General features: G+C 68.6%; 22 protein-coding genes. 13 read left to right on the top strand and 9 right to left on the bottom strand.

Annotated features, from left to right (window positions below; genetic code table 11):
- Positions 1–20: 20 nt before the first annotated feature.
- From ABDZ92_RS11810 to pyrE, 5 genes are read right to left on the bottom strand one after another with little or no spacing between them, the layout of a single operon-like run.
- Positions 21–1,118 (bottom strand): AI-2E family transporter, encoded by a 1,098-nt coding sequence (locus tag ABDZ92_RS11810; protein WP_125959321.1) that lies wholly within the window; start codon positions 1,116–1,118, stop codon positions 21–23.
- A complete protein-coding gene (gene lepB, locus ABDZ92_RS11805; protein WP_125959322.1) occupies positions 1,115–1,984 on the bottom strand; it encodes a signal peptidase I in 870 nt (289 codons plus the stop codon). Before lepB ends, ABDZ92_RS11810 begins: the two co-directional genes overlap by 4 nt.
- The gene (gene acpS / locus ABDZ92_RS11800; RefSeq protein WP_125959323.1) at positions 1,981–2,400 is read right to left on the bottom strand and encodes a holo-ACP synthase; all 420 of its coding nucleotides are present in this window, start codon (positions 2,398–2,400) and stop codon (positions 1,981–1,983) included. Before acpS ends, lepB begins: the two co-directional genes overlap by 4 nt.
- Complete coding sequence (locus ABDZ92_RS11795) at positions 2,397–3,125, bottom strand: pyridoxine 5'-phosphate synthase (RefSeq protein ID WP_125959324.1); 729 nt, start codon at positions 3,123–3,125, stop codon at positions 2,397–2,399. The genes acpS and ABDZ92_RS11795 overlap by 4 nt, the downstream gene beginning before the upstream one ends.
- Positions 3,122–3,706, bottom strand: a complete 585-nt coding sequence (gene pyrE, locus ABDZ92_RS11790) for an orotate phosphoribosyltransferase (protein ID WP_125959325.1) — start codon at positions 3,704–3,706, stop codon at positions 3,122–3,124. Before pyrE ends, ABDZ92_RS11795 begins: the two co-directional genes overlap by 4 nt.
- Before the next feature lie 180 nt (positions 3,707–3,886).
- On the opposite strand from pyrE, the gene coxB reads away from it, so the two are divergent.
- On the top strand, positions 3,887–5,080 hold the full coding sequence (coxB, locus tag ABDZ92_RS11785) for a cytochrome c oxidase subunit II (protein ID WP_125959495.1): 1,194 nt from the start codon (positions 3,887–3,889) through the stop codon (positions 5,078–5,080).
- A 3-nt stretch (positions 5,081–5,083) separates the two neighbouring features.
- Positions 5,084–6,748 (top strand): cytochrome c oxidase subunit I, encoded by a 1,665-nt coding sequence (gene ctaD / locus ABDZ92_RS11780; RefSeq protein WP_125959326.1) that lies wholly within the window; start codon positions 5,084–5,086, stop codon positions 6,746–6,748.
- A gap of 80 nt (positions 6,749–6,828) precedes the next feature.
- Here ctaD and ABDZ92_RS11775 read toward each other — a convergent pair whose 3' ends face one another.
- Positions 6,829–7,512 carry a DUF2490 domain-containing protein gene (locus tag ABDZ92_RS11775; protein WP_125959327.1) on the bottom strand — a complete coding sequence of 228 codons (684 nt, stop codon included), beginning with the start codon at positions 7,510–7,512 and terminating at the stop codon, positions 6,829–6,831.
- 79 nt (positions 7,513–7,591) lie between these two features.
- Here ABDZ92_RS11775 and ABDZ92_RS11770 point away from each other — a divergent pair, with 79 nt between their 5' ends.
- Genes ABDZ92_RS11770 through ABDZ92_RS11735 form a run of 8 tightly spaced genes read left to right on the top strand, consistent with a single transcriptional unit; the run spans position 7,592 to position 13,408 of the window.
- Entirely contained in the window at positions 7,592–8,497 is a 906-nt protein-coding gene (locus ABDZ92_RS11770) for a heme o synthase (protein WP_125959328.1), read from the top strand.
- Positions 8,482–8,628 (top strand): hypothetical protein, encoded by a 147-nt coding sequence (locus tag ABDZ92_RS11765; protein WP_164521180.1) that lies wholly within the window; start codon positions 8,482–8,484, stop codon positions 8,626–8,628. Before ABDZ92_RS11770 ends, ABDZ92_RS11765 begins: the two co-directional genes overlap by 16 nt.
- Positions 8,629–8,675: 47 nt before the next feature.
- The gene (locus tag ABDZ92_RS11760; RefSeq protein WP_241211740.1) at positions 8,676–9,158 is read left to right on the top strand and encodes a cytochrome c oxidase assembly protein; all 483 of its coding nucleotides are present in this window, start codon (positions 8,676–8,678) and stop codon (positions 9,156–9,158) included.
- Between the two features lie 32 nt (positions 9,159–9,190).
- Complete coding sequence (locus ABDZ92_RS11755; protein WP_125959330.1) at positions 9,191–10,102, top strand: cytochrome c oxidase subunit 3; 912 nt, start codon at positions 9,191–9,193, stop codon at positions 10,100–10,102.
- On the top strand, positions 10,062–10,487 hold the full coding sequence (locus tag ABDZ92_RS11750; protein ID WP_125959331.1) for a DUF983 domain-containing protein: 426 nt from the start codon (positions 10,062–10,064) through the stop codon (positions 10,485–10,487). The genes ABDZ92_RS11755 and ABDZ92_RS11750 overlap by 41 nt, the downstream gene beginning before the upstream one ends.
- Entirely contained in the window at positions 10,484–11,098 is a 615-nt protein-coding gene (locus tag ABDZ92_RS11745; RefSeq protein WP_125959332.1) for an SURF1 family protein, read from the top strand. Before ABDZ92_RS11750 ends, ABDZ92_RS11745 begins: the two co-directional genes overlap by 4 nt.
- Positions 11,099–11,138: 40 nt before the next feature.
- A complete protein-coding gene (gene thrC / locus ABDZ92_RS11740; RefSeq protein WP_125959333.1) occupies positions 11,139–12,542 on the top strand; it encodes a threonine synthase in 1,404 nt (467 codons plus the stop codon).
- Positions 12,539–13,408, top strand: a complete 870-nt coding sequence (locus tag ABDZ92_RS11735; protein WP_125959334.1) for a class I SAM-dependent methyltransferase — start codon at positions 12,539–12,541, stop codon at positions 13,406–13,408. The genes thrC and ABDZ92_RS11735 overlap by 4 nt, the downstream gene beginning before the upstream one ends.
- Before the next feature lie 178 nt (positions 13,409–13,586).
- On the opposite strand, the gene ABDZ92_RS11730 is transcribed toward ABDZ92_RS11735, so the two are convergent.
- The 3 genes from ABDZ92_RS11730 to ABDZ92_RS11720 are packed head-to-tail and all read right to left on the bottom strand — an operon-like array spanning position 13,587 to position 15,210.
- Positions 13,587–14,222, bottom strand: coding sequence for a heme exporter protein CcmB (locus ABDZ92_RS11730; protein WP_125959335.1), 636 nt, complete (start codon positions 14,220–14,222; stop codon positions 13,587–13,589).
- Complete coding sequence (gene ccmA / locus ABDZ92_RS11725; RefSeq protein WP_206432129.1) at positions 14,219–14,803, bottom strand: heme ABC exporter ATP-binding protein CcmA; 585 nt, start codon at positions 14,801–14,803, stop codon at positions 14,219–14,221. The genes ABDZ92_RS11730 and ccmA overlap by 4 nt, the downstream gene beginning before the upstream one ends.
- Complete coding sequence (locus ABDZ92_RS11720; RefSeq protein ID WP_125959336.1) at positions 14,800–15,210, bottom strand: metallopeptidase family protein; 411 nt, start codon at positions 15,208–15,210, stop codon at positions 14,800–14,802. The genes ccmA and ABDZ92_RS11720 overlap by 4 nt, the downstream gene beginning before the upstream one ends.
- Before the next feature lie 47 nt (positions 15,211–15,257).
- On the opposite strand from ABDZ92_RS11720, the gene ABDZ92_RS11715 reads away from it, so the two are divergent.
- The 3 genes from ABDZ92_RS11715 to ABDZ92_RS11705 are packed head-to-tail and all read left to right on the top strand — an operon-like array spanning position 15,258 to position 17,215.
- Positions 15,258–15,545 (top strand): 4a-hydroxytetrahydrobiopterin dehydratase, encoded by a 288-nt coding sequence (locus tag ABDZ92_RS11715; RefSeq protein WP_125959337.1) that lies wholly within the window; start codon positions 15,258–15,260, stop codon positions 15,543–15,545.
- A 35-nt stretch (positions 15,546–15,580) separates the two neighbouring features.
- Positions 15,581–16,714, top strand: a complete 1,134-nt coding sequence (gene uvsE / locus ABDZ92_RS11710; RefSeq protein WP_241211719.1) for a UV DNA damage repair endonuclease UvsE — start codon at positions 15,581–15,583, stop codon at positions 16,712–16,714.
- Positions 16,715–16,774: 60 nt separating this feature from the next.
- Positions 16,775–17,215, top strand: a complete 441-nt coding sequence (locus tag ABDZ92_RS11705; protein WP_125959338.1) for a DUF4126 domain-containing protein — start codon at positions 16,775–16,777, stop codon at positions 17,213–17,215.
- The last annotated feature ends 5 nt before the right edge of the window (positions 17,216–17,220 follow it).

Raw genomic sequence — 17,220 nt, 5'->3', positions numbered from 1 at the left:
GTCGCCTCCCCTCTTCCGCCTCAAGCCTGTGCCTGCGCTTCGTCTTCTTCGTTCATCCGGATGCCTGCCTTGGCGGCACGCTCCGACTCCCGCTCCAGCGCGACCTTGATCATCGCCACCATCGGATCGGCGAGCGCGAGGCCCAGGATGCCGAACAGCGTCGATGCCAGGATCTGCGAGGACAGCGTCAGCGCCGGCGGCAGGTCCACCGTGCGGCGGGCCACGATCGGCAGCAGCACATAGCCGTCGAAGGTCTGCACCACGAAATAGATGACGATCGCCCACAGCCCGGTGTCGACGCCGGCGCTGAAGCCCACCGCCACCATCAGCACGCCGCTGATGAACGCGCCGATGTTGGGGATGAAGGCGAGCAAGCCCGTGATGATGCCCAGCAGCAGCGCCATGGGCACGCCGGCGATCCACAGCAGCAGCCAGGTGAGCACGCCTTCGAACAGCATTCCGGCCAGCCGGCCTGCGAGCAGCCGGCGCATGGTCGTGGCCATGCGGTTGATGGTGACGGCAAACTCGGCGCGATTGCCGACCGGCACCATCCACTGAAGGCCGCGGTCGTAGATGCGCGGCTCCATCGCCACGAACAGCCCGATGACCATGATCATGAACAGGCTGGTGAACGCGCCGAACACCGTTCCTACCGCGGAGGTGAGCCGGCCCACCGATCCCATCGCCTGCTGGACGATCCCGCTCAGGTCGGATCGCCCGGGCATCAGGCCCATGCCGTTCGCCCAGGCGATCAGGCGGTTGCCCTGGACTTCCAGGGTGGAGCGCAACTGCTCGGCCTGGGCGGCGATCTGGACGCCGGTGAGGTAGAAGGTGCCGAGGATGAAGGCGAGGGCCAGCAGCACCACGATCATCAGCCGCAGCCCACGCCCGATCGGCAGCACGCGCCCGAGCAGCCGCACCCCGCCGTCCAGCATCGCGGCGAACACCAGCCCGCCGAAGATGATGAGCAGCGGCTGGATCAGCAGCACCACCAGGCCGGCGGCGATCGCCAGGCCGAACCAGACCGAGGCACGGCGCAGCTCCGCCCGCACCAGCGGATCGCGCAGCTCGTTCGGGCCGGGCGCGCGCTCGACCTCCACCCCCTCGTTCTTGCTCATTGGGCGCGTTCCGGATGCAGCGAGGTTCCCGCACGGCCACTACGCAGCGAGGACCACCAGGTCAGCGGATTCAGGCTCGTCGTTCCGTCGAGCGAGAAGGTGATGAATTCGGCGCGACCGCCGATATTCTCCCAGGGCACGGGACCACCCAGCCCCTGGTCCGCCAGCGAGAAGCGGCTGTCGGCGCTGTTGTCGCGATTGTCCCCCATCAGGAAGACGTGGTCGGCAGGTACCGTGATCGGCCCGAAATTGTCGCCGATCGAGCCCTGTACCGCGTCAATCGTGTCATAGGATCGCCCGTTGGGCAGCGTCTCGCGATAGATCGGCAGGCGGCAGAATGCTTCGCCCGCTGCATTGCGCACCTGCGCATCGGGATACTGCCCCGCGGGGCAGTGGGTGTTGGCGTCGACCGGGATCATCCGGTCGCCAGCCGCATGCCGCTCGACCGGCTTGCCGTTGAGGTAGAGCATGCCGCCTGACACCTGCACCCGGTCACCCGGCAGGCCGATCACGCGCTTGATATAGTCGGTCTTGGTGCCCGGCGGCGTCACGATCACGACGTCGCCACGTTCCGGCAGGCTGCCGAACAGCCGGCCGTGGAAAAAGGGCAGCAGGTGGAAGGCGGGGGTGACGAACGAATAGCCATAGGGGTACTTGGTCACCACCAGGCGATCGCCGACCAGCAGCCCCGGCATCATCGATTCCGACGGGATGTAGAAGGGCTTGGCCACCAGGCTGTGAAAGCCGAGCACGGCCAGGACCAGCACCAGCAGGTTGCGGATCTCCGCCCCCCAGTCTGTGGGTCGACGCGTCGTTTTGGACGGCTGGTGGGTTTCGGACGGCAGCGCCAGGTCCTCTCCGGTCATCGGACTTCCTGCTGGGCGCCGGGCAGCGCCTCGATGATAACGAACGCCTGCGCCCAGGGATGGTCGTCGGTGAGCGTCAGGTGAATCTTGGGGACGTGCCCCGGCGGGATCAACGCATCGAGCGCCGCCTTGGCTCCGCCCGAAAGCGCCAGCGTCGGCGCTCCCGAAGGCGCGTTGACCACGCCGATGTCGCGCATGAACACGCCGCGGTTGAAGCCGGTGCCGACCGCCTTCGAAAAGGCCTCCTTGGCGGCGAAGCGCTTAGCGAAGGTCCCGGCGCGGGTGAACGGCCGGCGTGCGGCCTTGGCCTGCTCCACGTCGGTGAAGACGCGCTGGATGAACCGCTCACCGAACCGGTCGAGCGAATTCTGGATGCGCTCGATGTTGCAGAGGTCGGAGCCGAGCCCGACGATCACCGCGCCGCGTCCATCAGCGCGCGCATCCGCGCGACCACGGGCGCAAGGCCGTCGAAGATCGCCTCGCCGACCAGGAAGTGTCCGATGTTGAGCTCGCGGACCTGGGGAATGGCGGCGATCGGCACGACATTGTCGAAGGTTAGGCCGTGGCCGGCGTGCACCTCGATGCCGTTCTTGGCGGCCAGCGCCGCGGCGTCAGCAAGCCGCTTGAGCTCGACTTCCCGGGCGGCCTCGTCCAGCTCCGCATAGCGGCCGGTGTGGAGCTCGACCACCGGCGCCCCCAGCCGGACCGCGGCGTCGATCTGCGCCGCCTCGGGCTCGATGAACAGCGACACGCGGATACCCGCATCCCGCAGCGACGCCACCATGGGCGCCAGGGAATCGAACTGACCGGCGGCGTCCAGTCCGCCCTCGGTGGTGCGCTCCTCGCGCTTCTCGGGCACGATGCAGGCGGCATGGGGACGATGGCGCAGCGCAATGCCGAGCATCTCCTCGGTCGCCGCCATCTCCAGGTTCAGCGGCACCGGCAGCTCGGCGGAGAGGCGCGCGATGTCCGCGTCGGTAATGTGCCGGCGATCCTCCCGCAGGTGCGCGGTGATGCCCTGGGCACCGGCCTCTGCCGCCAGCAGCGCCGCGCGCACGGGATCGGGATAGCCGCTGCCGCGCGCGTTCCGGACGGTCGCGACATGGTCGATGTTGACGCCCAGGCGGATCGGCCCCGTCACGCCGCGGCCCTGCTCCCCGGCTTGATCGCAGGGATCGCCGCCAGTTCCGGCGGCAGGGCGTCCGCCTCGTAGCTCGGGACCTCCAGCCGGATCAGCGGATAGAAGGGCACGCCCAGATCCGCCTGGCCGTTGGAGCGGTCCACGAGTGCCGCAGCCGCAACGACCTGGCCGCCCGCCGCGCGAATCGCCGCGATCGCTTCGCGTGACGAGAGTCCGGTGGTGACGACGTCCTCCATCATCAGCACGCGCGTGCCCGGATCGAGGCGGAAGCCGCGGCGCAGTTCGAACGTGCCGGTCGGCCGCTCCAGGAACATCGCCGGGCGGCCGAGCGACCGGCCCATCTCGTGCCCCGCGATGACGCCGCCCATGGCGGGCGAAACCACCGCGTCGATCGCGCTGCGCACGTCGCTCGGCAAGCGCGCGACGAGTTCGTCCGCCAGCCGTGCACCCCGCCTGGGATCCATCAGCACCCGCGCGCACTGGAGATAGCGTGCGCTGTGGCGCCCGGAGGAGAGAATGAAATGCCCTTCCAGCAGGGCCTCGGCCGCGCGGAATTCCGCCAGGATGTCGTCGTCTGTCATGGTCGAGGCTCTCTCTAGGCGCAGCCGTGCGGCGCGGCAATCGGCGCGGCAAAAAGAGGCGGTACGCGCTTGAGGCACGGCAAAACGCTGCCTATACCCCTCAACTGGGCCTTTTTTCGGGGTTCCGGATGCGCAAGCCCGCGCGACAAAAACGGGTGGATGGGGATGCGAATGGCTGGAATGGGGCTTTCCGGACTGAAGCTGGCCTTGCTGGGTGCCAGTCTGGCGCTGGCAGCGGGCGGCCATGCGACGACGCCCGCGGTGCCGGCGAGCACAGGCACGCAGGCAGCGGCACCGCAAGTGGGGGCGCCGCCTCCCGGTTCCGCAGAAGCCCAGCCCGACGGCAGCGTCACGCCTCCGGCCACCGCCGGTGCGGCCCAGCCGGCCGGAGCCGTCGCCGATCCCACGCTCAACGCCGATGGCAGCCCGAAGCTTCGCCCGACCGAGAACAAGGGCCAGCCGAGCCCGCGCGTGCTCGGCATCCAGAACCAGGTGACGCCCAACGGCGAGGAGGCGGCCCGCTTCCACAACAACCTGCTGATGCCGGTCGTCACGCTGATCGTCCTGCTGGTGCTCGCGCTGCTCGTGTGGGTGGTGATCCGCTATCGCGCGGCCGCCCACCCCAATCCGTCGCGCACCTCGCACAACACCACCATCGAGATCCTGTGGACCGCGGTGCCGGTGCTGATCCTGGCCGTGTTCGCCGTACCCTCGATCCGGCTGCTCGCCCATCAGTTCAAGCCTGCACCCGACAACGCGGTGACGCTGAAGGCGATCGGCAATCAGTGGTTCTGGACCTACGAATATCCGGACAACGGCGGCGTGTCGGTGACCGCCAACATGCTCAAGGAGCGTGACCAGGTCGCACCCGGCCAGCGCTATCGCACCGATGCCGACGGCCCGCGCCTGCTCGCCACCGACAACCGCATCGTGCTGCCGGTCGGCGTGCCGATCCGGCTGATCACCACCGCCAACGACGTGATCCACAGCTGGGCAATCCCGTCCTTCTGGGTGAAGCTCGATGCGATCCCCGGCCGGGTGAACGAGACCAGCTTCACCATCAAGGAGCCGGGCGTCTATTTCGGCCAGTGCTCCGAACTGTGCGGCGCGCGCCACGCCTATATGCCGATCGCCATCGACGCGGTTTCCCCGGCCGAGTTCGCCGCCTGGATCCGCGCCAAGGGCGGCACCATGCCGGGTGCTGCCCAACCCTCCACCGCCGCGCCGGCGCAGCCTTCGGCCGACCATGTCGACGACACCGCGACCCCGCCGACGGGCGGTGACGGTCCGACCGTCAACGCGACCGAAACCGCCACTCCCGTCACCCAGGGCGCAACCGGCAACCCGGCCGGCGCCGGCAACGTGGATCAGTAAGCCATGACCGACACCGCCCTGCAGCCCTCTGCGTTCGAGGCGCACTCGCATGATTCGCACGACCCTCATGCGGACCATCGCCCTGGTTTCTTCGCCCGCTGGTTCCTGTCCACCAACCACAAGGACATCGGCACCCTCTACCTGATCTTCGCGATCTTCATGGGCGTGGTCGGCGGCGCCATCTCCGGCCTGATGCGCTGGGAGCTGGCGGAGCCCGGCATCCAGCATCTGGGCAGCTGGGCGACCTGGCTCGCCGGCTCGGAACAGAGCCTCGATGAATCGCTCCACCTCTGGAACGTGATGATCACCGCCCACGGCCTGATCATGGTGTTCTTCATGGTGATGCCGGCGATGATCGGCGGGTTCGGCAACTGGTTCGTGCCGATCATGATCGGCGCACCGGACATGGCGTTCCCGCGCATGAACAACGTGTCCTTCTGGCTGCTGGTGCCCTCAGGCATCCTGTTGCTCGCCTCGCCCTTCTTCGGCGGCGCCGGTACCGGCTGGACGGTCTATGCGCCGCTGTCGACCTATGGCGAGCCCTCGGCCTCGGTCGACATGGCGATCCTGTCGCTGCACCTGTCGGGCGCCAGCTCGATCCTGGGCGCGATCAACTTCATCACCACCATCTTCAACATGCGCGCGCCGGGCATGACGCTGCACAAGATGCCGCTGTTCGCCTGGTCGGTGCTGGTCACGGCCTTCCTGCTGCTCTTGTCGCTGCCGGTGCTGGCCGCGGCGATCACCATGCTGCTGACCGACCGCAACTTCGGCACAACCTTCTTCGATCCGGCCGGCGGCGGCGATCCGGTGCTCTACCAGCACCTGTTCTGGTTCTTCGGCCATCCGGAGGTCTACATCATGATCCTGCCGGGCTTCGGCATGATCAGCCATGTGGTCGCGACCTTCAGCCGCAAGCCGGTGTTCGGCTATCTCGGCATGGCCTATGCCATGGTCGCGATCGGCGCCGTCGGCTTCATCGTGTGGGCGCACCACATGTTCACGACCGGCCTGAGCGTAAACACCAAGATGTACTTCACCGCCGCGACGATGATCATCGCGGTGCCGACCGGCATCAAGATTTTCTCGTGGATCGCGACCATGTGGGGCGGCTCGCTGCGCTTCCCGACCCCGATGCTGTGGGCGCTGGGCTTCATCTTCATGTTCACGGTCGGTGGCGTGACCGGCGTCATCCTCGCCAACGGCGGTGTCGACGATTACATGCACGACACCTACTATGTCGTGGCGCACTTCCACTATGTTCTGTCGCTGGGCGCAGTGTTCGCGCTGTTCGCCGGCTTCTACTACTGGTTCCCGAAGATGTCGGGGAAGATGTACAACGAGCTGCTCGGCAAGCTGCACTTCTGGGTGTTCTTCGTCGGCGTGAACGTACTGTTCTTCCCGATGCACTTCCTGGGTGCCAACGGCATGCCGCGCCGCATCCCGGACTATCCGGACGCTTTCGCGTACTGGAACCACATCGCCTCGATTGGCTATGTGATCATGGCAGTCGGCATCGTGATCTTCCTGATCAACCTGGTCGTGTCGCTGGCAAGCGGCCGCCGCGCCGGCGACAATCCCTGGGGGGAAGGCGCCACCACGCTGGAGTGGACGCTGTCGTCCCCGCCGCCCTACCACCAGTTCGAGACACTGCCGAAGGTCGACTGACCGTCCAGCACCTCCGCAAGCAAGAACGCCCCGGGGAGCATCCTCCCCGGGGCGTTTTCTTTATCCGCTGCCGCCGGAGATCAGGGGCGGACGAACAGGCTCACCGAGGCCACGTGGTTCACCGCGGTCTCGCCCCCGGTGCGGTTCACCAGCTGGTTGAGATATCCCGCCTCGATGGTCGACTTGCCCTTCAGCGGCACCTCGACGCCCACGAAGCTGCGCAGCTGGTCGAAGCCGCCGCGGGCGCCCCAGTCGGCGTCGTTGAGCGCGAACATGGCTTCCGCGGAGAGCAGCGCCTTGAGCGGCTTCGTCCCGCTGGCGATCGGCGTCTCCAGGCGGGCCATCTGGCGCACGCGCAGCCCAGTGTCGCTGAAGCCGTCCACCCAGCGCTGCTCGAATCGCGTGCGCGAGGACAGCTCGGTCGCGCCCGGCACCAGCGTCCATGACAGCTGCTGGAAGCTGCGGTGCTCGTCGCGGTCGGGCGCGGGCCCCTCCACCGGCTGCACGACATAGGCATAGCCCTGGTAGACGCTGACCTGGTCGCTCAATCGCCAGCCGATCGCCCCGCGCAGGAGGGCCTGCCGCATCTCCGACAATCCTTCCATCAGCCGCGGCTGTGCCTCGACGAAGTAGAGGAGGTCGTCCTTGGCCGATCCGGTGACGGTAACGTTGATCCAGACCTGCTCGTCCTGCGTCGTCTGCGCGAGCGCCGGGGTCGGGGAGATGGCGGCAGCGAGGGCCGCGCAGGCTAGAAGAGTTCGCATGCCGCCCCCTGTATCGCCGCAGGGGGTGGCGGCAACCCTTTCGCCGCGGCGTCCGCCGGACTATACACGGACGCAGCCCATGACGACCGCAGTTTCCCTGACGATGCCCGCCGATTGGCGGGACTTCCTCGCCCTCACCAAGCCGCGCGTGATGACCCTGGTGGTCTTCACCGGCCTGTGCGGCATGCTTGCCGCGCCCGTCGGCATCCATCCCGTGCTCGGCTTCACCGCGATCCTGTGCATCGCGCTCGGTGCCGGTGCGGCAGGTGCGCTCAACCAGTGGTACGAGGCGGATCTGGATGCGCACATGAAGCGCACCCGCGGCCGTCCGCTTCCCGCGGGGCGCATGGACCGGCAGTCGGCGCTGCATTTCGGTGTCGGGCTTGCGGTGTTCTCGGTCGCGCTGATGGGGCTGGCGATCAACCTGGCCGCCGCCGCGATCCTGACCGTCTCGATCCTCTTCTATGTGCTGATCTACACCGTCTGGCTGAAGCGCCGCACGCCGCAGAACATCGTCATCGGCGGTGCGGCCGGCGCCTTTCCGCCGCTGATCGGCTGGGCGGCGGCGACCGGCGAGATCGCGTTGCTGCCGCTGCTGCTGTTCGCGCTGGTGTTCCTGTGGACGCCCCCGCACTTCTGGGCGCTCGCGCTGTTCGTCCGCATGGACTATGCGGCGGCCGGCGTGCCGATGCTGCCGGTGGTGGCCGGGGAACGCACGACCCGTACCCAGATCGGCCTCTACACCATCCCCATGGCGCTGGCCGCGATCGCCCCCTGGCCGCTTGGCCTCGCCGGCCCGGTCTATGGCGTGGTGTCGGTTGCGATGACCGCAGTGTTCGGCTGGTTCGCGCTGGGCGTGGCTCGGCGCACGACAGCGCCTGAGGGCGACACGATGCAGCCGGAAAAGCGGCTGTTCGGCTATTCGATCCTCTACCTCTTCGTGGTGTCCGGCGCGCTAGTCGTCGACCGGTGGCTGCTGCCGTGACGCCGGAGGAGGAAGCCCTGGTTCGCGCCCGCCAGCGATCGCGTGCGAAGGTGATGGCCTGGCTGCTCGGCGCGCTGGTGCTGCTCGTGTTCGCGATCAGCATCGTCAAGATCCAGGCAGGGATGATGTGACCCGCAACGGCCGCACCGCACTGCTCGCCGGCCTTGCCGCCGTGTCGATGACGGGTCTCGGCTGGGCGAGCGTGCCCCTCTACCGCGTCTTCTGCCAGGTGACGGGGCTGAACGGCACCACGCAGCGCGGCGAGCTGGCGCCCGGCGGCATCGGCGACAAGGTCACCGTCCGCTTCGACAGCAACGTGGCGCCCAACCTCAAGTGGCGCTTTCGACCCGAGCGACCGGCCGAGACGATCGACATCGGCGCGCGCGACATGGCGTTCTTCACCGCCAAGAACCTGACCGACGGCCCGATCACCGGCACCGCCACCTTCAACGTGACCCCCGCCCAGGCCGGCAAGTATTTCACCAAGATCCAGTGCTTCTGCTTCACCGAGCAGACGCTCCAGCCGGGCGAGGAGGTGCGGATGCCCGTGATCTTCTACGTCGATCCCAAGCTCGCGAGCGATCCCGACACCCGCGACGTGCGCGTGATCACCCTGTCCTATACGTTTTACCCGGTGGATTCCCCCCGAACGCCAAGCTAGACCTTTGCGGACAAGAGAGGATGGGGACGACGATGGCCGGAACCAAGAACCACGATTATCACATCCTGCCGCCGAGCCCGTGGCCGATGCTGAGCAGCTTCGCCGCGCTGGTGCTGGCCGTGGGCGGCATCATGTACATGCGCGATGCGGCCTATGGCGGCCTGGTGTTCGGCGCCGGCCTGATCGCGGTTCTGGCCTGCATGGGTCTGTGGTGGGCCGACGTGATCCGCGAAGCGCGTGCGGGCGATCATACGCCGGTCGTGCAGCTGCACCTGCGCTACGGCATGGTGCTCTTCATCGCTTCCGAAGTGATGTTCTTCCTGGGCTGGTTCTGGGCATGGTTCGACTTCGCCCTGTTTCCGGCCGCCGTGCAGTTCAACCATGAGGACGGGGTCTCGCTGATCGACTCCGCGTCGCAGCTCGCCGCCCAATGGCCGCCGGCCGGCATCGAGGTCCTCGACGCGTTCCAGCTTCCGCTGCTCAACACCTTCCTGCTGCTGCTCTCGGGCACGACCATCACCTGGGCCCATCATGCGCTGATCCATGGGCAGCGCGGTGGCCGGCGGGTTGGCCTGTGGGGCCTGCTCGGCGTCGGCGAGGACGATGGCGTCAAGAAGGGCCTGTGGCTGACGATCGTGCTCGGGCTGCTGTTCTCGTGCATCCAGGCGTATGAATATGCCCACGCGCCCTTCCCGTTCGGGACGATCAACTACACCTCCGCCTTCTACATGGCGACGGGCTTCCACGGCTTTCACGTCATCGTCGGCACGATCTTCCTGATCGTGAACCTGGTGCGCGTGTACCAGGGCGACTTCACGCCGCGCCAGCATTTCGGCTTCGAGGCGGCGGCCTGGTACTGGCACTTCGTCGACGTGGTCTGGCTGTTCCTGTTCGTCACCGTCTATGTCTGGGGCGGATGGGGCGCGCCGGTCCACGCGGGCTGACGTGACCGGCCCCGCCGGCACGCCGCCGGAACCCCTGGCGGCCGCGACCGGCGGGCTTTGCCCGCGCTGCGGGGCGAAGACGCTGTTCGCCGGCTTCATCGCCTTCGCGCCGCGGTGCGCCAACTGCGGGCTCGACTTCCTCCAGTTCAACGTGGGCGATGGCCCCACGGTATTCCTGACGATGGGCATCGGCACGCTGGTGACGGTGCTCGCCGTGGTGGTCGAGCTGCTCTTCTCGCCGCCAACCTGGCTGCATGTGGCACTATGGCTGCCGCTCACGCTGGGAGGCGTCGCGGTGTCGCTCCGCTTCACCAAAGCGCTGCTGCTCGCGCTCGAATATCGCAATGCCGCGCGTGAGGCCCGGCTGACGAGCGACGAACCATGAGGCGCCTCCCCGCCGTCGCCACCGCAGCGGTGCTGCTGGCGGTGGCCGCGATGCTCGGCCTCGGCTTCTGGCAGCTCCACCGGCTGGACCAGAAGGAGGAGATGATTGCCCGCTTCACCGCCAATGCGGGTAAGGACGTCATCCCCCTTCCCCGCGCCCCGACAGACGATCTGCTGTTCCGCCGCGTGACCGCGCACTGCCTCGCCGTGACGGACTGGAGCATCAACGCCGGCCGCACCGGGGACGGCACCCCGGGCTGGCGCCACATCGCACATTGCAAGACCGCTCCGCACACGGCGACGTTCCGCGCCGACATGGGCGTCGGGAACGATCCCAAGCTGCGCCCCAACTGGGAAGGGGGCCGGATCACGGGCCTGCTGACACAAGCCCCGACCGGCACGCCCGCCATTGCCGCGGCCTTCGGCGCGCGGGCGGCAAAGGTGTGGATGATCGTCGCCGAGACGCCCGCACCCGGCCTTGCGCCCAGCCACCAGCCGGACCCCGCCGACGTGCCCAACAATCATCTCGCCTATGCCGTGCAGTGGTTCGCCTTTGCGGCCATCGCAATCGCCATCTATGCACTGGCACTTCGGCGGCGCCTGAAGGGCTGACGCGCTTGTGCCCTCCCGGCCGGGGGGCTAACGCCTCCGCATGCGCTATGTGAGCACCAGGGGGAATGCGCCGGTCCTCGATTTCGAGGGCGCGACGCTGGCAGGGCTGGCCGCCGATGGCGGACTCTATGTGCCGGAGGCGTGGCCGACGCTCTCGCGCGAGCAGATCGCGGACCTCGCCGGCCTCTCCTACGCCGAGACGGCGGTACGCGTGATGCTCCCCTTCGTCGGCGACAGCCTGAGCGAAGACGAACTGCGGGACCTGTGCGAACGCGCCTATGGCACCCGCTTTGCGCATGCCGCGGTCACCCCGCTCGTCCAGCTCGACCATCGCCACTGGCTGCTGGAGCTGTTCCATGGGCCGACGCTCGCGTTCAAGGACGTGGCGCTCCAGCTGCTCGGCCTGTTGTTCGAACGCTTCCTGACCGGCCGGTCGGAGCATGTGACGGTGATCGGCGCGACCTCGGGCGACACCGGCTCCGCTGCGATCGATGCGCTCGCCGGCCGCACCGGCGTCGACATCTTCATGCTCCACCCGCATGGCCGCGTGTCGGACGTGCAGCGGCGGCAGATGACGACCGTGCTCGCGCCCAACGTCCACAACATCGCCATCGACGGCAGCTTCGACGACGCGCAGGCGCTGGTGAAGGCGATGTTCAACGCGCCGGACTTCGCCGGCCGCTTCCACCTGTCGGCGGTGAACTCGATCAACTGGGCCCGGCTGATGGCGCAGGTGGTCTATTATTTCTACACCGCCGTCCGCCTGGGCGCGCCCGAGCGGCCCATCGCCTTCTCCGTTCCGACCGGCAATTTCGGCGACGTGTTCGCGGGCTATGTCGCACAGCGCATGGGGCTGCCGGTGGCCAAGCTGGTGGTCGCGACCAACGTCAACGACATCCTCCATCGCGCGCTATCCGCGGGCGACTATTCCACCGGCACCGTCACCGCGACCGACACACCGTCGATGGACATCCAGGTGAGCTCCAACTTCGAACGGCTGCTGCACGATCTCGGCGGCCGCGACGGGGCGGCACTCGCGCTGCAGATGCAGGGTTTCGAGACCAGCCGCGCGATGCAGCTGAGCGGCGCCCACCGAGACGGTGCGGCTGCTCTGTTCACCAGCGCGCGCATCGACGCGGACGGCATGATGGGCGCCATGCGCTGGGCGTGCGAGCGCACCGGCGAGCTGATCGACCCCCACACCGCCATCGGCCTCGCCGCCGCGCGGGAGCTGGACATTGCGCCCGACGTTCCCGTGGTCACACTCGCCACCGCCCATCCGGCCAAGTTCCCGGACGCGGTCGAGCGGGCGACCGGCCACCGGCCGGTCCTGCCTGCCCGCGTCGGCGACCTGTTCGAGCGCGAGGAGCGCTGCGATCGCCTGCCCGCCACGTTCGAGGCGGTCACCGGCTACATCGCCGAACGCGCGGTGGCACGCGCGTGAAGCTCATCAGCCTGATCGGCGAGCCCTGGCCCGACTATGGCCTCGTGGACTCCGGGCATGGCCGCAAGCTGGAGCGCTACGGCCCCTATCGCTTCATCCGACCAGAGCCCCAGGCGATGTGGGCACCGGCCTCCCCGGACTGGGATGCGCACGGCGAGTTCGTGCCCGGCTCCGACGAGGAAGGCGGCGGCCGATGGCAGTTCGACAAGCCGGTACCGCGCGAAGGCTGGCCGCTCGCCTGGAACCAGGTCCGCTTCACCGCGCAGAACACGCCCTTCCGCCACCTCGGCTTCTTTCCCGACATGGCGCCGGTGTGGAGCTGGATGCGCGAGCAGCTGAGCGACGCGCAGGATCCGGAGTGCCTCAACCTGTTCGGCTACACCGGGGTCGGCACCCTCGCGCTCGCCTCGGCCGGCGCCCGCATGGTGCACGTCGACGCATCCAAGAAGTCGGTCGAGGCCGCGCGTGGCAACGCCGTGCTCTCGGGCATGACCGACCTGCCCGTCCGCTGGCTGGTCGAGGACGCCAGCAAGTTCGTCGCGCGCGAGGTGCGTCGCAACCGCCGCTACGACGGCATCCTGCTCGATCCGCCCAAATGGGGCCGCGGCCCCAATGGCGAGGTGTGGAAGCTGGAGGATCACCTCCCGGGCCTCATCGCCGACTGCCGCCAGCTGCTCGACGAGAACTCGCGCTTCCTGTTCCTCACCGTCTACGCCGTGCGCATGTCCGCGCTGGCGATCGGCGAACTGTTGCGCCAGACCCTGGCGGATCTGGGCGGCACCGTGGAATGCGGCGAGCTCGGCGTCCGCGAGGAAGCCCGCGGCCTGACGCTGCCGACGGCGATTTTCGCGCGGTGGCGGCGGTAGCGGCTGGGTCACATCGACCGTAAACGCCCCAACCTAGTCTTTTCCCGTTCGTCTCGAGTAGCCGTCGAGCTTGTCGAGACGGCATATCGAGAGACTGGCTGCGGCTCTCTCGATACGGGCTCTCGACAAGCTCGATCCCTACTCGAGACAAACGGAAGGGATTGGGTACAGTCCCGCGCTATTCCCTCGCAAAGCGCAGCGCGGCGCCCGCGACGAACGGCGCGCCGGCCAGCAGCAGCAGGCTGGTGGCCGCGACGAGCTTGAGGCCGGAACTGCCGCCCTCCAGCGCGCCGGCGCCGAACACCAGCAGGGGGAGCGCGAAGGGCAGCATCACCATGCCGGCCACCGCGCCGGCGCCGCGCAGGCCGGCGACCAGCGCGGCGGTTGCGACGGCCAATGCAGCCAAGCCCGGGGTGCCGAGCAGAAGCCCCAGTTGCAGCCTCAACAGCACGTCCGCCGGCATCTCCAGCAGCGCTGCGCTGAGCGCCGCCGCCAGCATCACGGCGGGTCCGAAGCCGATCCAATGGCCTAGGATCTTGGCCAGCGCGACACCCGCACCGGACAGTCCTCGGACCGCGAACTGGTCGATTACGCCCGATTCGAGGTCCGGCAGCACCAGCCGTTCGACCGGCAGCAGCGCAGCGAGCAGCGCGGTCGCCCACACCACCCCGCCGCCGATCCGCGCGAGCAGCTTCGCGTCCGGGCCGATCGCGAACGGGAACAGCGTCGCCACCAGCAGGAAGAAGGCGAGCGTCAGCATCAGCCCGCCGCCGCTCCAGGCGCGACGCAGCTCGCGCAGCACGATCGCGATCATGCCGCCGGCTCCAGCGGCAGCACGCGGGCGTCGGGCAGCGCCACCGGCACATGGCTCGCCACCAGAACGATGCCGCCCCCCGCGCGGTGCCGTGCCACCAGATCCTCCAGCAGGGTGGTCGAGGCGGCGTCGAGGCCGTTGACCGGCTCGTCCAGCAGCCAGATGGCGGCACCGCCCGCGACCACCCGCGCCAGCGCCGCGCGCCTACGCTGGCCGGTCGACAGCATCCGCACCGGTACTTCCGCGAGCGCCCCGAGCCCCACTGCCTCCAGTGCGTCCGGCACCCGCCCGCGCGCGCCATCGAGCGCCGCCCAGAAGCCGATGGCGTCGGCGAGCGTGCGTTCCGGATCAAGTGCGGCGGCCTCCGCCAGCAGCGCCGGCGCGCCGCTCGCCTCGACCCGGCCCGCGGCGGGGGCGAGCAGGCCGGCGGCGATGCGGATCAGGCTGGACTTGCCGACGCCGTTGGGGCCAGTCACCAGCGCCGCCTCCCCAGGGCCCAGCGCAAGGCTGAACCCTTTGAACAACAGCCGCCCGCCACGGATGCAGGCAACGTCGTCCAGCACGAGCGCCGCCGTGCTCACGCGCCCGCGGCTTCCTCCAGCGCGTGCATGTCGGCATCGGACAGGCCGAAATGGTGTCCCACCTCATGCACCACGACATGGGTGATGAGCGCTTCCAGCGAGACGTCGGTCTCGACCCACTCGTCGAGCAAGGCGCGGCGATAGAGGTGGATGCGGTCGGGCATGGCAGCGCCGGTCCAGGCCGATTTCTCGCCCACCGGCAGCCCGTGGTAGAGGCCGGTCAGCGCGAACGGATCCTCGATGCCCATCGCGTCCAGCGTCTCGTCGTCCGCGAACTCCTCGACCAGCAGCACCACGTCCTTCAGATGCTCGGCAAAGGGCTCCGGGATGCGGGCGAGCGCGGCGCGGGCCAGCGCCTCGATGCGGGCGGCGTCGGGGGCGAACTGCAAAGGCGCTTGCTCGGACATGGCTTCGTCCATAGGCCTTGCCGGCGAGGCCGCACAAGGAGGGTCGAATGGAGCTGTTGAACGAGGCGGAGCGCGCCGATGCGCTCGACGGACTGCCGGACTGGGACCATGACGACGCGCGGGACGCAATCACGCGCAGCTTCACCTTCGACAATTTCAGCCAGGCCTTTGCCTTCATGACCCAGGTGGCGCTGCTGGCGGAAAAGGCCAATCACCACCCGGAATGGTCGAACGTGTGGAACCGCGTGGACATTCTCCTGACCACGCATGACGCGGGCGGGCTGTCGTACCGCGACATCGACATGGCCCAGGCGATCGACGCCCTGGTGGAATAAAGGACCCTCTGGCGTCCCCGCCCGTTGGACGGGCGATGCCGAACCGATCCGACCGCCCGATGCGGCTGGGCTTCCCCGTCAAGGTGATGGGCAAGCCCGAGCTCAAGAGCAACGACACCCGCCGCTGGCAGGCGGGTCCGCACCTGAAATGCTCGCTCGAGCATGTCGACCGCGTGCTCGACTATTGCGCCGCCAAGGGCATCTCCATGTACCGGCTGTCGTCGGACCTGGCGCCCTATGCCACCCATCCGGACATGCCGCAGTTCCACGCCATGGTGGCGGAAAGCGATGCGGAGCTCGCCGCATTCGGTGCCAAGGCGCGGTCGCTCGACATGCGACTGTCCTTCCACCCGTCGCAATATATCCTGCTCAACAGCCCGAACCCGGAGCTGACCGCCAAGAGCATCCAGGATCTCGCCAGCCAGTCGGAAATGCTCGACCGCATGGGGCTGGACGACGAGGCGGTGGTCATCACCCATGTTGGTGGCGTGTATGACGATCGCGAGGCGGCGCGCGCCCGCTGGATCGAGGGCTGGGAGCAATGCCCGGAGCATGTCCGCCGCCGGCTGGTGCTCGAAAACGACGACCTCCGCTTCTCGGCCGCCGACGTGCTGTGGATCCATGCGCGCACCGGCGTCCGGCTGATCTTCGACTATCAGCACTTCTGGTGCCTCAACCCGGAAGGGCTGGACCTGCGCGAGACGCTGGAGCGTTTCATGGCGAGCTGGCCCGAGGGCGTGCGCCCCAAGATCCACTTTTCGTCGCCGCGCACCGAGATGCGTGAGGTGAAGCAGAAGATCACGCCCGCCAAGCGCGGCAAGGCGGCCAAGGACGAGGTCACCAAGGCGCCGGTGAAACCGAATGCACGCGTGAAGACGGTGCTGCGCCCGCCGGTGTGGACGGGCCATGCCGACTTCACCAACCCGTTCGAATTCGCGACCTTCATGCGCACCGCAGAGGGGCTCACCTTCGACGTGATGCTGGAGGGCAAGTCCAAGGACCTCGCCCTCATCAAGCTGCGCGGCGACCTGCTGCGCTACGCGCCCGACGTGGCGGCTAGGTTCGGCATCCATGCCGAGGACGCCGCCGCGCTCGCCGCCGACGATGCCGCGCTGGAGAACGGCGTCGATGCGGAGGATGCGCCCGACGTGGACGAAGGCGCCGCCTGATCCCCGGGGATACCCGGCGCCCTCCGCTCGTTGCCTTCCAGACCATTCCAGGAGACCCGCATGCTTCGCTCCCTCCTCATCGGCCTCGTCGCAGGCCAGCGCGCCATGACCCCGCTCGCGCTCGTCGCGGGCGCCGCCCGGCGCGACCGCCTGCCAAAGGATGCGCCGGCCCGCGATCTGCTCGCCCATCCGCTGGTCGCGGGCGGTGCGGTGGCACTCGCTGCGGCGGAGATGGCGGGCGACAAGATGCGCACCGCACCCGACCGCACAGTCGTGCCGGGCCTGATCGCGCGCACTGCGACCGCAGCCTTCGCCGGTGCCGCTCTGGCCCCTGCCGAGCAGCGCAAGGCTGCCGCGGTGCTGGCCGCGGCGACCGCAATCGCCGCCTCGTACGTGGGCTTGTCGCTGCGCATGCGGGCGCTGCGCCGCTACGGCCAGGACAAGAGCGGCTTCGTCGAGGACGCGCTGGTCCTGGGCAGCGGATTGGCCATCACGCGCTGACGCGG

The organism is Sphingomonas molluscorum (assembly GCF_039522995.1).
Taxonomy (GTDB): domain Bacteria; phylum Pseudomonadota; class Alphaproteobacteria; order Sphingomonadales; family Sphingomonadaceae; genus Sphingomonas; species Sphingomonas molluscorum.
The sequence above is the reverse complement of the archived record's forward strand: the minus strand, read 5'-3'. Positions and strand labels throughout refer to the sequence as shown.

What these genes read in the sequence shown, in the direction of transcription:
- ABDZ92_RS11810 (WP_125959321.1), bottom strand. Translation starts at nt 1,118, where the DNA reads ATGAGCAAGAACGAGGGGGTGGAGGTCGAGCGCGCGCCCGGCCCGAAC.
- lepB (WP_125959322.1), bottom strand. Translation starts at nt 1,984, where the DNA reads ATGACCGGAGAGGACCTGGCGCTGCCGTCCGAAACCCACCAGCCGTCC.
- pyrE (WP_125959325.1), bottom strand. Translation starts at nt 3,706, where the DNA reads ATGACAGACGACGACATCCTGGCGGAATTCCGCGCGGCCGAGGCCCTG.
- coxB (WP_125959495.1), top strand. Translation starts at nt 3,887, where the DNA reads ATGGGGCTTTCCGGACTGAAGCTGGCCTTGCTGGGTGCCAGTCTGGCG.
- ctaD (WP_125959326.1), top strand. Translation starts at nt 5,084, where the DNA reads ATGACCGACACCGCCCTGCAGCCCTCTGCGTTCGAGGCGCACTCGCAT.
- ABDZ92_RS11775 (WP_125959327.1), bottom strand. Translation starts at nt 7,512, where the DNA reads ATGCGAACTCTTCTAGCCTGCGCGGCCCTCGCTGCCGCCATCTCCCCG.
- ABDZ92_RS11770 (WP_125959328.1), top strand. Translation starts at nt 7,592, where the DNA reads ATGACGACCGCAGTTTCCCTGACGATGCCCGCCGATTGGCGGGACTTC.
- ABDZ92_RS11760 (WP_241211740.1), top strand. Translation starts at nt 8,676, where the DNA reads ATGACGGGTCTCGGCTGGGCGAGCGTGCCCCTCTACCGCGTCTTCTGC.
- ABDZ92_RS11755 (WP_125959330.1), top strand. Translation starts at nt 9,191, where the DNA reads ATGGCCGGAACCAAGAACCACGATTATCACATCCTGCCGCCGAGCCCG.
- ABDZ92_RS11750 (WP_125959331.1), top strand. Translation starts at nt 10,062, where the DNA reads ATGTCTGGGGCGGATGGGGCGCGCCGGTCCACGCGGGCTGACGTGACC.
- ABDZ92_RS11745 (WP_125959332.1), top strand. Translation starts at nt 10,484, where the DNA reads ATGAGGCGCCTCCCCGCCGTCGCCACCGCAGCGGTGCTGCTGGCGGTG.
- thrC (WP_125959333.1), top strand. Translation starts at nt 11,139, where the DNA reads ATGCGCTATGTGAGCACCAGGGGGAATGCGCCGGTCCTCGATTTCGAG.
- ABDZ92_RS11730 (WP_125959335.1), bottom strand. Translation starts at nt 14,222, where the DNA reads ATGATCGCGATCGTGCTGCGCGAGCTGCGTCGCGCCTGGAGCGGCGGC.
- ABDZ92_RS11720 (WP_125959336.1), bottom strand. Translation starts at nt 15,210, where the DNA reads ATGTCCGAGCAAGCGCCTTTGCAGTTCGCCCCCGACGCCGCCCGCATC.
- ABDZ92_RS11715 (WP_125959337.1), top strand. Translation starts at nt 15,258, where the DNA reads ATGGAGCTGTTGAACGAGGCGGAGCGCGCCGATGCGCTCGACGGACTG.
- uvsE (WP_241211719.1), top strand. Translation starts at nt 15,581, where the DNA reads ATGCCGAACCGATCCGACCGCCCGATGCGGCTGGGCTTCCCCGTCAAG.
- ABDZ92_RS11705 (WP_125959338.1), top strand. Translation starts at nt 16,775, where the DNA reads ATGCTTCGCTCCCTCCTCATCGGCCTCGTCGCAGGCCAGCGCGCCATG.